General features: G+C 51.1%; 13 protein-coding genes. 7 read left to right on the top strand and 6 right to left on the bottom strand.

What is annotated here, in order from left to right:
- Positions 1-8 precede the first annotated feature (8 nt).
- A complete protein-coding gene (locus DC20_RS06695; protein WP_062543121.1) occupies positions 9-1,325 on the bottom strand; it encodes a DUF349 domain-containing protein in 1,317 nt (438 codons plus the stop codon).
- 253 nt (positions 1,326-1,578) lie between these two features.
- Here DC20_RS06695 and ettA point away from each other — a divergent pair, with 253 nt between their 5' ends.
- Positions 1,579-3,246, top strand: coding sequence for an energy-dependent translational throttle protein EttA (gene ettA, locus DC20_RS06690; protein ID WP_062543120.1), 1,668 nt, complete (start codon positions 1,579-1,581; stop codon positions 3,244-3,246).
- A gap of 193 nt (positions 3,247-3,439) precedes the next feature.
- Here the strand turns inward: ettA and DC20_RS06685 are convergent, their stop codons facing one another.
- Positions 3,440-3,661, bottom strand: coding sequence for a hypothetical protein (locus tag DC20_RS06685; protein ID WP_169788168.1), 222 nt, complete (start codon positions 3,659-3,661; stop codon positions 3,440-3,442).
- Positions 3,662-4,005: 344 nt separating this feature from the next.
- Positions 4,006-4,746, bottom strand: coding sequence for a hypothetical protein (locus DC20_RS06680; protein WP_062543118.1), 741 nt, complete (start codon positions 4,744-4,746; stop codon positions 4,006-4,008).
- Between the two features lie 526 nt (positions 4,747-5,272).
- Between DC20_RS06680 and DC20_RS06675 the strand changes: the two genes are divergently transcribed.
- Positions 5,273-6,334: a proline iminopeptidase-family hydrolase gene (locus tag DC20_RS06675; protein ID WP_071885392.1), complete on the top strand. Its 1,062-nt coding sequence runs from the start codon at positions 5,273-5,275 to the stop codon at positions 6,332-6,334.
- Between the two features lie 90 nt (positions 6,335-6,424).
- Here DC20_RS06675 and fabF read toward each other — a convergent pair whose 3' ends face one another.
- The gene (gene fabF / locus DC20_RS06670; protein WP_062543117.1) at positions 6,425-7,669 is read right to left on the bottom strand and encodes a beta-ketoacyl-ACP synthase II; all 1,245 of its coding nucleotides are present in this window, start codon (positions 7,667-7,669) and stop codon (positions 6,425-6,427) included.
- A 213-nt stretch (positions 7,670-7,882) separates the two neighbouring features.
- Between fabF and DC20_RS06665 the strand changes: the two genes are divergently transcribed.
- On the top strand, positions 7,883-8,788 hold the full coding sequence (locus DC20_RS06665) for an alpha/beta hydrolase family protein (RefSeq protein WP_245652311.1): 906 nt from the start codon (positions 7,883-7,885) through the stop codon (positions 8,786-8,788).
- 310 nt (positions 8,789-9,098) lie between these two features.
- On the opposite strand, the gene DC20_RS06660 is transcribed toward DC20_RS06665, so the two are convergent.
- The gene (locus tag DC20_RS06660) at positions 9,099-9,806 is read right to left on the bottom strand and encodes a YceI family protein (RefSeq protein WP_062543116.1); all 708 of its coding nucleotides are present in this window, start codon (positions 9,804-9,806) and stop codon (positions 9,099-9,101) included.
- Positions 9,807-9,968: 162 nt separating this feature from the next.
- Positions 9,969-12,569, bottom strand: a complete 2,601-nt coding sequence (locus tag DC20_RS06655; RefSeq protein ID WP_062543115.1) for a M1 family metallopeptidase — start codon at positions 12,567-12,569, stop codon at positions 9,969-9,971.
- Positions 12,570-12,750: 181 nt separating this feature from the next.
- Here DC20_RS06655 and yjjX point away from each other — a divergent pair, with 181 nt between their 5' ends.
- From yjjX to pxpA, 4 genes are all read left to right on the top strand, one after another.
- Positions 12,751-13,299, top strand: coding sequence for an inosine/xanthosine triphosphatase (gene yjjX, locus DC20_RS06650; protein WP_062543114.1), 549 nt, complete (start codon positions 12,751-12,753; stop codon positions 13,297-13,299).
- Positions 13,300-13,375: 76 nt separating this feature from the next.
- On the top strand, positions 13,376-14,107 hold the full coding sequence (gene pxpB / locus DC20_RS06645) for a 5-oxoprolinase subunit PxpB (RefSeq protein WP_062543113.1): 732 nt from the start codon (positions 13,376-13,378) through the stop codon (positions 14,105-14,107).
- Positions 14,097-15,098, top strand: a complete 1,002-nt coding sequence (locus DC20_RS06640; protein ID WP_062543112.1) for a 5-oxoprolinase subunit C family protein — start codon at positions 14,097-14,099, stop codon at positions 15,096-15,098. The genes pxpB and DC20_RS06640 overlap by 11 nt, the downstream gene beginning before the upstream one ends.
- Entirely contained in the window at positions 15,095-15,865 is a 771-nt protein-coding gene (pxpA, locus tag DC20_RS06635) for a 5-oxoprolinase subunit PxpA (protein ID WP_062543111.1), read from the top strand. The genes DC20_RS06640 and pxpA overlap by 4 nt, the downstream gene beginning before the upstream one ends.
- Positions 15,866-15,868: the final 3 nt, after the last annotated feature.

Raw genomic sequence — 15,868 nt, 5'->3', positions numbered from 1 at the left:
CGAATGAATCAGGCAGTTTTGTTGCTTGGTTGAGAAGACTTTTTGCGCAATAGCTCTATTAGCTCGTTTTTCGTGCGGATTTTGCGGTTAAAGTTCTTGATTTTGCCTTCCAGCATAGCCCGGAACGTCTCATTACCGGGATTTGGATTTAACCTGCCCAGGTTGGTTTCCAGCACTTCCAGCTCCTGCTTATCATACTTGATGAAATCACGCAGGGCGTTGATGCGGGCGTGCAGCTGGTCGTTCTCTGAGTTCTTGCCTTCAGGCAACGGACGCTTGCGCATGAAGTGCTCCAGGCTGCTCAGTTCAAATATTTTGTCGCAAGCCACCAGGAAGCTTTCCCATACGGCATCAGACTCCTCCTGCTTCACCGGGCCCACCTTTTTCCAGGCGGCCTGTAGTTCTTTGGCTTTCGGTACGGCCTGTTGTACAGGTTCGTCCAGCAAAGCCTCGGCCTGAGCTACCAGAGAGCGTTTCTTCTCCAGGTTGTCTTCCAGGTACTTGTCTTTAGACTCGTTCTTCTGGCTGTTGATGTGCTTTTTAAGGCGCTCGAAAAAGTGGTTATTGGCCGCCCTGAAGCTGTTCCAGAGATCATTAGACATCTTGCGGGGCAAGGTGCCGCCAATATCTTTCCACTGGTTTTGCAGGTCTTTCAGCTTTTTGCTGGTTTCTTCCCACTCCTCAGAGTTCTTCACCGACTCAGACTGGGCAATCAGCGCCCTGTACTTGTCAATGGTGCGGGAGAGCATGTCTTTCTTGTCCTGGAAGAACTCTTTCTTGCGGGTAAAGAACACCTCTACGGCCGCTTTGAAGCGCTCCTCCAGTTCATCGGTCAGGGCTTTGTCTACCGGACCGGTTTTGATCCAGTTTTGGCGCAGTTCCTTCAGTTTATCGGTGGTCTCCTGCCAGTCAATGCTGGTTTGCAAGGCCTCGGCCTGTTGAATCAGCGTGATTTTGGTGGAAAGGTTCTTGTCGCGGTTTTTGGCAATGGCATCCTTGATCTCGGCCTCAGCAGCCGAGAGACGGTGGTGCAAAGATTCAAAGTCGCCAATGGCGTCATACTTCTCTATCTGCTCCTTTAGGTGCAACACCTTCATTAAGAAAGAACCCTTGTTCTCAGAGGTTTCTATCTTCTCCAGGAGGCTTTCAACCTTTTGTCTGAAGTTTTCAAAACGGTTTGCGAAGTACTGCAATGATTCCTCGGGGACCTCCTTTACATCGCCAACCTGGCGAGCCGGAAAGTGCATAAATGGCTTCAACCACACCTGGTTTCCCTTAATGTAGCCGTACTTATGGGCCTCCTCAGACAAATCTTTGGTTTCCATCTACTGGATAATTAACTGAAAAATTTAAAGTCTATTTTGGTACAAGTTTATGAATAAACGCCAATTATCATAACCCGGCCCCGCCAAAATTTACGATATTTGTACCCGTTGGCAGAGAATACACGCAACTTGACGTCTGTTTGCATACTGATTTTTGTAAACAAGGTTATCTGTTTCGTTTTGGAGCCGTTTTGCCGTAAACGCTTCCAAAACGTTTTCGCGCCAATACTCTCACAGAATCTATACTATATTCATGAGCAACGAAACCATCATCTTCTCCATGGCGGGGGTAAGCAAAATTTACCCGCCGCAGAAACAAGTTCTCAAAAACATTTACCTCTCCTTTTTCTACGGCGCCAAAATTGGCGTGTTGGGTCTGAACGGCTCGGGTAAATCATCGCTTTTGAAAGTGATTGCCGGCGTAGACAAGCAGTTCCAGGGCGAAGTAGCTTTCTCGCCGGGGTACTCTGTGGGGTACCTGGAGCAGGAGCCGCAGCTGGACCCTGATAAAACCGTAATGGAAATTGTGCAGGAAGGCGTAGCCGAGACCGTGGCTCTTTTAAAAGAGTACGACGAGATCAACGAAGCCTTCGCAGATGAAAACGCTGACTTTGACAAACTGATGGCCCGCCAGGGCGAAGTGCAGGAACGCCTGGATCACCTGGGTGCCTGGGACCTGGACAGCAAACTGGAGCGCGCCATGGACGCCCTGCGCACCCCGCCGGGCGAAGCCGTCATCGGCAACCTGTCTGGTGGTGAGAAACGCCGCGTAGCCCTTTGCCGCCTACTGCTGAAAGAGCCCGATGTCTTGTTACTGGATGAGCCTACCAACCACCTGGACGCTGAGTCTGTTTTATGGCTGGAGCAACACTTGCAGCAGTACAAAGGTACCGTGATTGCCGTAACCCACGATAGATACTTCCTGGACAAAGTAGCCGGCTGGATTCTGGAACTGGACCGCGGCGAAGGTATTCCGTGGAAAGGCAATTACACCAGCTGGCTGGAGCAGAAAGCCGAGCGTTTGGCCAAAGAAGAGAAAACCGAAAGCAAGCGCCAGAAGACCCTGCAGCGTGAGTTGGAGTGGGCCCGCATGAGCCCGAAAGCCCGCCAGGCCAAATCCAAAGCTCGTTTAGGCAACTACGAGAAAATGGCCTCTGAGGAAGCCAAAGAGAAAGAACAAAAGCTGGAGCTCTTCATCCCAGACGGTCCGCGTTTGGGGAACGTGGTGATTGAAGCTGAAGGGCTGAGCAAAGCTTTTGGCGACAAGTTGTTGTTTGAAGACCTCACGTTCAATTTGCCACCAGCCGGTATCGTGGGCATCATCGGACCAAACGGTGCGGGTAAGTCTACCTTGTTCCGCCTTATCACGGGCCGTGAAGCCGCTGATGCAGGAACCATCAACGTAGGGCCAACGGTAGAAACCGCTTATGTAGACCAGCAGCACGAAAGCTTGGACCCGAACAAATCTGTGTTTGAAACCATCTCTGGTGGTACCGAGACCATGTTGTTGGCCGGCCGCCAGGTGAATGCCCGGGCGTACGTGAGCAAGTTCAACTTCTCTGGTGGTGACCAGGAGAAGAAAGTAGGTGTGTTGTCTGGGGGAGAGCGTAACCGTGTACACCTGGCCATGACCTTGAAGCAAGGTGCCAACCTGTTGCTACTGGATGAGCCTACCAACGACTTGGACGTGAATGCCATCCGGGCACTGGAAGACGCGCTGGAAAACTTCGCCGGTTGCGCCGTAGTCATCTCCCACGACCGCTGGTTCTTAGATAGAATTGCTACGCACATCCTGGCCTTTGAGGGCGACTCACAGGTAGTTTGGTTTGAAGGAAACTTCTCAGACTATGAGGAAGCTAAGAAGAAGCGCTTGGGTGACGTGGAACCGAAGCGTATCCGTTACAAGAAGCTGATGAACTAAGTCTGTTTTAAAGCTGATTTCATAAAAAGAGCCCGGAAGCGTAAGTTTCCGGGCTCTTTTGTTTAGATATAAGAGGTTAAAGAGTTTTGAGTTGATTTATAAAAAAAGCCCGAAAACATAAGTTCTCGGGCCTTTTGGCTTAGGGGGATATGTGGGTTGGCTTGTTGGGGTGAACCAACAAGGAGGTAAATTCTTAGTATCTTATGCCCGGGTGTCCGGTAAGGGAATCAAATTCAAAGGTTCCTAAAAAGTAGCCATCTAGGACAAACCCATCAGAGAAGGGGTTGCTTTTGAACCCTGCTGCATTCCTGATCGAAGTTGCAGGGTGATTGTCATACATAATGGCGAGTTTCTGGGACGTTTGTACGCCAGGTTTCTTTGCAGTCACTAAACTGATTCTTGCCTGCTGTTGCATGGGAGAAGTGCTCTTTAGATGTAACCCGGTAGCGTTCATATCCTTTTACTTTTTAATAACGATACAATAATAGAGGGTATCTGAAGGAGTAAATAGGAAAGTAAGTAACTGTCTATAACTTTAATATAAGTAGGACTGATTTGGATTTAAGTATGTTTAATGATTGCTGATACTCTTTAATTTATAGCTTACCGCTTATTTAAGTTCTATGCATTTTGTTTTAAAATAGGCTAGAATTTGCTGAAAAAGCGTTTCTATAATCCATAATCATATTATGAGTGTTGAATCTGGTATTTAGTATGATGAATTGTATTTTATAAAAAAATGGCTTGTAAACGATGGATTCAGGACTGTTTAGGGTTATTTAAAAGTTCTCTGTCGCTTTGGATAGGGTTGAACGGACATAGAACAATCAAGCAAAAGAGAGTAGTGGCCCCCATTTCTAGAAGTTCTGCTCTTTTTCCGGAAGGGCAGAGACCAATTACCCCGAAGAGCAGGAGAAAAGAAATAATCTGATAAAGACGGGGAACGGGAACAGCCCAGCCATCAATCAGTTCTTTTATATTTCTGCTCTTCCGGTAAATAAGCGGTAAGGCTAACAGGTAGAAAGCTGCTCCAACGGTGAGAGCTTGTGAAAAAATAACTTTATTCACCTTTACCCCATTGATCACCATGTTGTGCAGGTTCATCTCTTGCTGGGAATTGTTCTCTTTGAAAAAACCAGTGCTTTGAACCTGAAAAATGCGTTGTCCCCAGCTGATTTCTTCCCCGGCTACAAAAAAAGAGAACAAGACTATGAGAATGGTGCCGGTCATAAAACGGACAGATCCAGGTTCTTTTCTTCCTATAATTCTAGAAAGGCAGAAAGCGATCACCACCACAAGGGGTAACACCGTAAGCCATTCCACAAACCCGTCTTCTACGGTATACACCTCTTCAAACCATGCTGTATCAATGTAAGACGCCACAATGCCTAGTACAACCAATCCAAATGTCTGAGCCAAAGCCAGTTTTTCTGGCAACGAGATGGAAGATGCGGTGTGGGTTTCTGTAAATGGGGTGCTGGTTTTTTTTATACTAAGCATGATTCCTACTGTTGCTGATCCTAATCAAATTTAAGGGACAGACATTTAATTTGAGCAAAGGCTATGCTATGCCATTGTATACCGTGCTGGGTTGCCGTATCGGTAAATAAGAATAACCATGTTTTTAATACTATATCAAAAGTAACGCGCCAAATATGTATTGCAGGGTTGCCTGATGTACTTGTAAGCAGTTCCCTTCAAACTATAAAAGAGCCTTAAACCTTCATGCCAGGTTTTTTCTAGAGGTAAAGCTCCGTTAACCCAAACAAAAGAGGTAATTCAATGGGTTAGGTAAATAAACAAAGGGTAAATCATTAACAAATAAATGTTCAGGTAGTACTATCATTCCTGCCAACTTTATTTGAAGCCCTAGCAAAGTGAGCCATTTGCTACTAGGCAGAATAAGCACCATTTGAAATAGTGAGGTAGAAGACTATCTTTAAACCAATGATGAAGGCGCTATTGCGTCTTCATCATTAATTACCTCTAAGCACCAAACCTGTTCCTTTCATCAACCAGACAACCTATGCATCCTCTTCTAAAAGGCACCTGTCTTTTCCTTTCTATTTTTCTGGCTTCCTGTTCCGGGAAAAGAGAAGCTGATGAAACAGCAACCGCTCCAACAGGAGATTACTTTGCCCAAACCGAGCAAGGGGTACAAGACGGCGGGGTAAAGATGGTGCCCATCCAAACTGAGAAAGGCACTTTCAACGTCTGGACGAAGCGGGTAGGCAACAACCCCAAAATGAAATTGCTCTTGCTCAACGGCGGACCCGGTGCCACGCACGAATACTTTGAATGTATGGAGAACTTCCTGCCCGCTGAAGGTATTGAGTTTATCTACTATGACCAACTGGGCTGCGGCAATTCAGACAACCCTAAAGACACTGCCATGTGGGACCTGTCCCGCTATGTGGAAGAAGTGGAACAGGTACGCAAAGCATTGAAGTTGGGGCCGGAGAACTTCTATTTGCTAGGTCATTCCTGGGGCGGCATTCTTGGGCTGGAGTACGCCTTGAAATACCAGCAGAACATGAAAGGCCTGATCATCTCCAACATGATGTCCAGCGCCATTGACTACGGCAAGTACGCCGACGAAGTCTTAGCCAAGCAGATGGACCCACAAGTACTGGCGCAGGTGAGAGACATTGAGGCCCGTGAAGATTTCCAAAACCCTAAGTACATGGAGTTGCTCATGCCACACTTCTATGCAAAGCACGTCCTGCGCATGCCGTTGAACCAATGGCCTGAGCCTGTGAACCGGTCTTTTGCTAAAATGAACCAGTCGTTCTATGTGACCATGCAAGGCCCCAGCGAATTCGGGATCTCTGGTAAACTGGAGAAGTGGAACCGCAAAGCTGATCTGAAGAACCTCGCCGTACCTACTTTATCCGTGGGAGCTGAGTTTGACACCATGGATCCCAAGCACATGGAATGGATGGCCACTCAGGTCCAAAACGGTTCTTACCTATATTGCCCCAAAGGCAGTCACATGGCCTTCTATGATGACCAGCAAACCTATATGAAAGGCTTGATTGCGTTTATGAAAGGCGTAAACGAAGGGCAGAAAGAAGTGAAACTGCAATAAGCTATGTTGAACCTGTTTTCATGAAAAGAGCCCCGAAACAAAATGTTCCGGGGCTCTTTTCATGAAAACGTATAGGAAACAAGGCTGGCCTTACGCAGTAAACTTCTTGAAGATAGCTGTAGCGATGTGGCCCCCAAACCCGAAGGTATTGCTCATGGCGTAGTTCACTTCTTTAGAAATCGCTTTGCCCAAGGTTAAGTCAAACTTCGCGCTGAGTTCTGGTTCTGGCTCGGTCACGTTGATAGTAGGAGGTATGATGTTTTCCTGCACGGCCTTGATGCACGCAATGGCTTCAATGGCGCCAGCTGCTCCCAGCAAATGACCCGTCATGGATTTGGTTGCGCTCAGGTGCAGGTGCGTGTTGGCCCCGAATACCCGCTCCACGGCAATTACCTCGCTCGCGTCTCCAATAGGCGTAGAGGTGGCGTGGCAGTTAAGGTAATCAATGTCTTCCGGAGAAATATTGGCTTCTGCCAAGGCTTCCATCATGCCCAGGTACGCTCCTTCGCCCTCTGGGTGGGTGCCGGTGAGATGGTACGCATCAGCGGCCATGCCTCCGCCCACTACCTCGGCCAAGATGGTCGCGTTGCGCTGCACGGCGCTGTCATAGCTTTCCAGGATGAGGGCACCAGCGCCTTCGCCCATCACAAATCCGTCCCGTTTTATGTCAAACGGCCTGGAAGCGGTGGCCGGATCACCGTTGTGGGTAGACAAGGCCTTCAGCGCCCCGAAACCGCCCATGCCCGTCTCGTTGATGGAAGCTTCAGAACCGCCCGTGATAATCATGTCGGCTTTGCCCCACTTAATGTAGTTGAAGGCTTCCAGAATGGCGGTGTTTGAGCTGGCACAGGCCGATACCGTGGCGAAGTTCACGCCCCGTAGTCCGTACTTCATGGAAATCACGCCCGCCGCAATGTCCACAATCATTTTAGGGACGAAGTACGGGTTGAACCGAGGGGTGCCATCTCCGGCGGCGAACTCCAGCAACTGCTCCTGGAAGGTGACAATCCCGCCGTGACCGGTGCCCCAGATCACACCAATACGGTTACGGTTCAGTTCTTCAAAGTTGATGTTGGCCATCTGCACCGCTTCGGCCACCGAGATGAGCGCGTACTGCGTGTACAAATCGTTTTTGCGGGCTTCGCTCTTCGGCATGAAGTCCAGCGGATTGAAGTTCTTCAGCTCGCAGGCGAAGTGGGTCTTGAACTTGGAGGCATCAAAGCGGGTGATGGGGGCTGCGCCGCTCACGCCGTTGATCAAAGACTGCCAATAGTCTGGTACTGTATTCCCGATGGGCGTTAACGCACCTATGCCCGTTACTACTACTCGTTTCATTTCTTATTTTTTGTCATGCGGTTCTGTCGGTTGCCGGAATTCTGTCTGCCCTTGTTCCGTGCCTTTTCACCCACTCCAGGCACCCATTTCGTTCCTCTAAAGAGAAAGTATCGGCAAGATAGTCGTTCAAAATGAAAAGCGGCTCGTACCTTCATTTTTCCAACCTATTCAGTTGCCCGATCATCCACGTTAGTACCCTTGTTTACGCGCACTATGAAGTTCTTTCTGTCTTTTCTGCTTTTTTGTTTTTTCTCCTGTACCGGTTCTGTGCACGGACAGACGCAGCCGGCCAAATTGGTGACGTGGCAAGACCTCATGCAACTGCCCACGCCTGTTGCCGGAAAACGCATTGCCTATGGAGCAGATTCGTTGCAATTTGGGGAACTGCGGGTGCCTGAAGGAAAAGGACCCTTTCCGGTGGTGGTGGTCATTCACGGAGGCTGCTGGCTCTCGCAGTACAACTACCAATACATGAACCACGTGAGTGCCGCGCTCACCAAAGCCGGGTTCGCGACCTGGAATATTGAGTTTCGGCGCGTAGGAAATCAGGGCGGAGGTTATCCCGGCACTTTTCAGGACATCGCCCAGGCCACCGATTACGTGCGGGAACTGGCCAAGCAATATCCGGTATCCGGCAAAGACGTGGTAGTGATGGGCCACTCCGCCGGCGGACATTTGGCACTTTGGGCTGCAGGTAGGAAAAGTTTGCCCCGCAACAGTCCACTTTACAATAAGAATCCGCTGAAAGTGAAAGGCGTGGTTTCCCTGGCCGGAATCCCGGATCTAACTACCTATAGCAGTGAGAAAGGAAGCTGCAATACAGCCGTGGAAAAGCTGATGGGTGGTTTGCCCGCAGCAGTGCCTCAGCGCTACGCCGAGACCACACCTTCACCTTCCTTGGCCTTGAAGACGCCCGTGAGAATGGTGCAAGGTGCCCGTGACCCAATTGTGCCGGTGAGCCAGGCGCAGAACTTTGTGAATCATTCCTCCTCTAAGAAAAACAAGGCAAAAGTGGTGCTGTTGCCGGAAGCAGGGCACTTTGATTTGGTGTCTCCTGTCTCGCCGGTTTGGCCCACCATTGAACAGGCTGTGAGAGAATTGCTGGAGAAGCGGAAGTAGGAGGGGTGTAGAAAAGTAATGCCGTACCTGAGGCTGAAAGCCTCACTGATTTGCAAACTTCAGGTCATGGTAGGCCGAAGTTGAAAACTTGGACCATCACACATTTTGTCATTCTGAAACGATCTTGGGAGAGAGCTAGAAAGTCATTCGTTTAGCGCTATTGCCGTTCGCCACCAAGGTCCTTCCAAGATGACAGAGTAAAAGAATGGACAATCATTCTGTCTTATTGTAGCTTTCCATTAAGCCTGTTTATACAAAAAGAGCCCGAAAACGTGAGTCTTCGGGCTCTTTGCTTTATAGGGAGGTAGGTTTATTGAGCGGAGGCAGTGGCTGCGCCGCCTTGTCTTTTCGCTTCCAGGTCTAGTTCAATGTTCACGGTCTCCGAAATAAATTTATCGCCTAGAGTTTTGTCGTTGCCGTAGTTCATCTGCCACTGGCGGCGGTCAATGTTGAAGTTAGCTTCGGCTTCCAACGCGTTGTCATCTAACTCAATACGGGCCGGGAAGGTAATGTTTTTGGTCACACCTTTCAGAGTGAAGTTTCCGCTCACGCTGAAGTTGGCGCCTGCTACCAGGGAGGTGTCTTTCCCGTCAGATTGGTAGGGCTCTACCTTCGTAATCTCAAACTTGGCCGTCCCGAATTTCTCCGCGTCAAAGAAATCGCCGCTCAGAAGGTGGGGCTTTAACTTAGTCTCGAACATTTCGCCCTGTTCCTCCAAAGTCAGAGATTTGATGTTGATGGTAAACTCGCCTCCGGTGATCTGCTCATTGGCCACGGCCACCGTGCCGGAAGTCAACTTAAACGTGCCCGGGTGGTTTTTGCCTACGCCATTACCCGTGAACTGCACCTCTGAAGCAGCGGTATCTACCACGAAGGTTTGCCCAGTGGCGTCGGCAGTGGCTTTTTCATCCGTAATAGTGGCTTTGTCGCCTTCTTTAGGAGCCTGGTTGCAGGAAGCAAAGGCCAGGCCTGCTACTAAGGCCAGGCCAGCCGTTTTAAGGGAAAGTGATTTTTTCATAGTTGTAAATTGCTTTGGTTTATGTAGATACATAAAGTACACTCTGAACGAGGAAAGTCAGTATTTGTTCTCCTCTCCGGAAATAATACCTGAAATCAGGGCTGGCAGCAGCCGGAGATTCCAGTACCAATTGTTTACGTGAAAAAGGCTTTATAGTCTTCTCTACTTCCCTTGCTGCACCAGCTTCTCTGCTCTGAACACCCCATCTGCGGCTTGCAATATTTTTCCCTTCAGCTTAGGGTTATAGTCTGGGTGCGCCTGCAGAAACGTGCGTACCGTACTGGCGGCAGAGGGGCTTTGATAGGACCCAAACGTGGCCGAAAGCCAGGAAGCCGGAAAGAAGATATCACCCGTCAACTGAATTTTCTCCAGCAGGTCCAGGCTCTCTTTGAGGTATTTCTCTGAGGTGGCCGCCCGTAGCGGATGGTGCAGGTAATTGAGTGCAGAAAGCACCCAGGATTCCACTTCGCGGTTCTCTTCTTTTTTGAGCGATGCGAAAAACGCATCCCGCTCTTTTACGTCTCCTGATAAAGCGGGCAACATAAACTGCAGGCGTTTCTTGCGGTCAGGGTTCGGAATACGGCCCATCTGGAGGGTCAATATTTGGGGACTGTTCTGGTAGTCGCGGACGGCTAGGGCTAAGGCCAGAGAGGTATAATCATCTTCAGACAGTTTTATGCCAGCCGGTGCCTGTTCTTTGTCCCAGATCTGGTACAGGCGGTTTTGCTCCGCAGAACTCAAGGCGATGCTTTGGTAAGTTTTGAACAGCAGCTTTTTCACGTTAGGGGCAGTGGCGTGCTCCATGGCTGTCCAGAGCTCCTGTTCAAGTTGCGGGGCCAGGGTTGGTCGTTGAGCAGCGGGCAGAAAGCGCCAGAAAATGTCACTCAATTGGCCGGTGATCAGCTTCACGTTGAGCTCTTCCGTTTCTTTGGAAAGTCCGCTTCGGTAGAAATCCAGCAGTTGGGTTGGCGTAATGCTGCGGCCATTCTGCATGTTCTCGTACAAATTAATGTACGCCGAGGCACGCGCTACCGGGTTCTGAAGGCCGTAAAGCCCACTCAGCATCTGCGCATCTACCGGGAACACACCGTAACCCTGGCCTGTCACATCGAAGAGCACAAACAACGGTTTCTCCTTGCCCACTGCCTCCGGCACCGTCACCTCAGCTTGGTTCATGTTCACCGTCAGTTCCTGGATGCGGTCTGGGTACACCAAGGCTATTTCAAAGAATTGAGGCCAGAAACGGGTTGAGTTGTCTTCGCCTTTCTGCCGGATGGTGAGTTGGGAAATTTTATTTTCTTCGGTTTGCAAGCTGTAGTCAAACTGCGGACGGCCCGCTTCATTCACCCACACCTGATTCCAAGCCCGCAGATCAGCTGGCGTAAGGTCGTCCAGAATCTGGATAAGGTCGGGCCAGGTGGCGTTGCCGTAGGCGTACTTTTTGAGGTACTGCTGCAGACCTTTTCGGAAGGCTTCTTCGCCCATGAGCCGCTCCAGTTGGCGCATCATCACTGGGGCCTTGTGGTAAATGATATTGCCGTACATAGAACCCGCATCCTGCAGATTGTCCAGTCGCTGCCGGATGGGGTTGGCTCCGGCGGTTCGGTCTACGCCATAAGCAGCGGGCAAGTGATCTACCACAAACTTGAGGTCGTAGTTAGAAGTAGGCATGGCCACCTGCGTGATTTTATCGGCCATGAAATTGGCGAACACCTCTTTCATCCAAACATCGTTGAACCACTCCATGGTCACCAGATCACCGAACCACATGTGCGCCGTCTCGTGCGAGATCAAACTGGAGCGGGAAATCTTTTGGTCCTGCGTTGCGCCTTCGTCCAGAAACAGCGTGGAGGCCTTATATTGAATAGCGCCCACGTGCTCCATGCCGCCGTACTGGAAATCAGGAATGGACACAAAATCGAACTTCTGGAATGGGTATGGGATGCCGGTGTACTCCTCCATAAACTGCAGCGCATCGCGGTGAATCTGGAAGATGGGCGAAAGACTTTGCGCCAGTTTCTCTTTGTCTGTTTCGCGGTGCAGAAAGTGCATGGTTCTGCCGTTGGCCGTCTGCGCCAAATGGTCAAACTTCCCAGCCGCAAACGAGAACAGGTACGTGGGAATGAGATCTGATTTCTGGTAATGATACGTCTTCTGCCCGGCGCTCATCACCGAGTCCTGCAGCGGCGCGTTTGCAAGGGCTTTCCACTCCTGCGGGATAGACAAGGTGAGTTTGAACGTGGCTTTGAGGCTGGGCTGGTCAAAACAGGGGAAAACCGTACGGGCGCGGTCGGGTACCAGCAGCGTGTACAGGAAATCCGCCTGCCGGTTCAGCGACAGGTTGCCCGCAATGAAGTCAATTGCCACCTGGTTCTCTCCTTTTTTCAGGTGCTGCACCGGGATGATCAGGTGCTCCTGCGTGTGCTCCGCCGGCACCACTTTCCCGTTCACTTTTACCTGCTTCAGCTTATCGGCGCTTTCCTTGAAATCAAGCTGCACCGGCTGGCTTTTTTCTTTTAGGTGAAACGAAACAGTCTCCGAGGCCAGTACTGGTTCGTCTTTCCGGGCCGGGATGGTCAGGTGCAGGTCATAGTTAATCTTGCTCAATTGCGAAATCCGGAAATCTGCCAATTGCTTGGAGACCCCGGAAACCACCGGAACAGAACTGCTGGCAGGCGATACGTGCTTCATACAGGAAACCGCCGAAGCGAAGGAGAGAAAAAGAAGGCCCTTCTGCAAAGGCCAGATGTACTTGTTTTTCATGTTAGGCTAAAAATACAAAGAACCCGCTACTCTTCCCGGAGTTCAAGGCAAAACTATGTAAGAAAGCAAACCGTGCTTTAGGGGTATTTTCTGAGAAATGCCCCGAAAACTCCCTCAGAGGAGAAGTCCTGCGCACGGCTGCAGAAATTTGCTTTACTTAGTAGGCTAGAGAAACGAACAGATGCAGCGAGTAGTACAAAAAGTAGTGGTGGCTTCCACCAACCCCGTAAAAGTAAATGCGGCGCTCAGTGGTTTACAGGCCATGTTCCCGCACTATGAGTTCAAAGCCGAACCCATCTCGGTGCCCTCCGGCGTGGCCGACCAACCCATGTCCGACTCAGAGACGCTGACCGGCGCCCTCAATCGCGTGAACAATGCGGTTGCGCACCACCCCGACGCCGACTTCTGGATAGGCATTGAAGGCGGCGTAGAAACCCTGCACCATGAACTGGCCGCCTTCGCCTGGATTGTGGTGCGTACCCAAAACCTGATAGGCAAGGCACGTTCCGGTATGTTCTTTTTGCCCCAAGCCGTGGCCGATCTGGTGCAGCAAGGCCTGGAACTCGGCGAAGCCGATGACCGCGTGTTTGGCCATACCAACTCCAAACAGAAAGGCGGCGCCATCGGAATCCTGACCAATAACGTAGTAGACCGGAAGGAGCTGTATGAGCAAGCCGTGAAGCTGGCTTTGGTGCCGTTCAAAAACGAAGCGCTGTACCTGCAGAATTAACCGGCAACACAGCTTCTAAACTAGAAAGTTTTCAGTGCCTTTTCGGTAAACTAAGTCTAAATCAAGGAGTCTGTATATGTCGTTTCTGCTGTCATCGGTGAAGATGTACCCGCTGGGAGATGCCGCTTTAGTGCTGCAACTGGGGGAGGAGATTGCTGTGGAAACGCATCAGAAAGTGAAGGCCGTGGCGCAGTTCCTGGACCAGCATTCGTTCCCCGGCCTCCTGGAGTACGTGCCCGCATTTACCACCGTCACTTTGTACTATGACCCTTGGCTCGTGAGCGAACGAGGGCAGCAAGACCCGTACGCGGCGGTGGAAGAAAACGTCTTAGAGATGCTGGCTGAACTGGAAACAGAAACCAAAACGGCAGTTCCTCAAATAAAAGAAATCTCAGTGGTGTACGGTGGTGAGTTTGGGCCTGATCTGGCTTTTGTGGCGCAGCACACCGGCCTTAGCCTGGAAGAAGTAATTTCTCTTCACACCCAAACCGAGTACCTGGTGTACATGATCGGTTTCGCGCCGGGCTTCCCGTATCTGGGCGGCATGGATCCCCGGATTGCCGCACCCCGCAAGGAGGTGCCCCGGAAAGTAATTCCAGCAGGTTCAGTAGGTATTGCCGGGCCGCAAACGGGTGTGTACCCCATGGAAACGCCGGGTGGCTGGCAGTTGATCGGGCGTACGCCGCTCACCTTGTTTGACCCCAACCGCGAGGTTCCCAGCTTGCTGCAGATGGGCGATGTAGTGCGTTTTGTGCCAATTTCTAAAGAAACGTTCACCAAAAGAGAGGAGCAGCCGCATGAACATTAGCGTGGAAAAACCGGGAATGCTCACCACGGTTCAGGACCTGGGCCGCAATGGCTTCCAGAAGCAGGGCATGGTGGTCAGCGGCGCCATGGATGCCTTTGCTCTACGTTTAGCCAACCTTCTGGTGGGAAACACGGAGGGCGAAGCTGCTCTGGAAATAACGTTGGTAGGACCCAATCTGCGTTTTCAGGAAGATTGCCTGATAGCCATGACCGGAGCTAATCTGTCTCCTAAACTGAACGGAAATCCTGTCCCTATCAATCGGCCTATCTTTGTTAAAAAAGGAGTTGTGCTGGAGTTCGGAGCGCCTGTAAAAGGAGCTCGGGCGTACCTGGCGGTGGCCGGAGGGTTTGACGTGCCGCGGGTCATGGGCAGTGCCTCTACGTACTTGCGGGCGGGTATAGGCGGGTGGCAGGGCAGGGCTTTGCAGAAAGGCGACGAGCTGCCGGTGAAAGGAATGTCCTTGGAGCAGCTTCACTTTTGGCAACAGAAAAGCCTGGGCGAGGAGTCGTTCCTGGCTTCTAAATGGGGTATCTCTTCTAACTTGCTTACGGCGTATGCCGAGAACCCCACCGTGCGAGTGATGCCAGGGCCGGAATATAACCTGTTTTCTGAAAACGCCCACGAAACCTTTTGGCAAGACGAATTCAAGGTGTCTACCGCTTCAGACCGCATGGGCTACCGCCTGGAAGGACCCACGTTGCCACTGCAGGAGCCGGTAGAGTTCCTTTCCAGTGCCGTTACTTTCGGCACGGTGCAGGTGCCATCCAACGGAAATCCTATTATCTTGATGGCAGATCGTCAGACCACCGGCGGCTACCCGCGCATCGGGCAGGTGGCCTCTGTTGATTTGCCGATGCTGGCACAGGTAAAACCGGGCGGTACCCTCCGGTTTCAGCAGGTTTCTCTGGCAGAGGCACAGGCGTTGTACTACCAGCAGGAGCAAGCCTTAGAACACCTGAAACGAGCTATCCACCTTCAAGCAAAAAGATGAATCCTACCTATACCGTTGATTTAAACTGTGACCTGGGCGAAAGCTTCGGAGCGTACAAGATGGGCAACGACGAAGTCATTCTGCCCCTGGTGACCTCGGCCAACATTGCCTGCGGCTTCCATGCTGGTGACCCATCGGTGATGAAGAAGACGGTGCGCCTGGCCCTGCAGCAGGGAGTAGCACTGGGAGCGCATCCCGGGTTTCAGGACTTAGTTGGCTTTGGGCGACGCGACATGGCGGTTTCCCCGGAAGAGGCATTTGACCTGACCGTGTACCAGATAGGCGCACTCTCCGGTTTCATCAAGGCCGAAGGGGGTGTGTTGCACCACGTAAAACCGCACGGGGCTTTGTACAACATGGCCGCCGTTAATCCTGCCCTCGCCGAAGCCATTGCCGAAGCCGTGTACAAGGTGAACCCGGAGGTGGTGCTGTACGGATTGGCCGCAAGTGCCTTAGTTCATGCTGGAGAAAAGCTAGGGCTGAAAACCGCCCATGAAGTCTTCGCCGACAGAACCTACCAACAAGACGGCACGCTCACCTCCAGAAGATTGCCCAACGCCTTGATCACTAATCAAGATGAAGCGGTGCAGCAGGTGGTACGCATGGTGAAAGAAGGCAAGGTGCGGTCGCAGCAAGGCATAGACGTTGCCATCAAAGCAGACACGGTTTGCATTCATGGTGATGGCGCCCATGCGGTGGAATTTGCCCAACTCATCCGGCAGGTGCTCACCCAGAAAAATATTACGCTCCAGGCGCTTTCGCTCTAGTTT

It is taken from the genome of Rufibacter tibetensis, assembly GCF_001310085.1.
In the GTDB taxonomy this organism is placed as follows: Bacteria; Bacteroidota; Bacteroidia; order Cytophagales; family Hymenobacteraceae; genus Nibribacter; species Nibribacter tibetensis.
The sequence above is the reverse complement of the archived record's forward strand: the minus strand, read 5'-3'. Positions and strand labels throughout refer to the sequence as shown.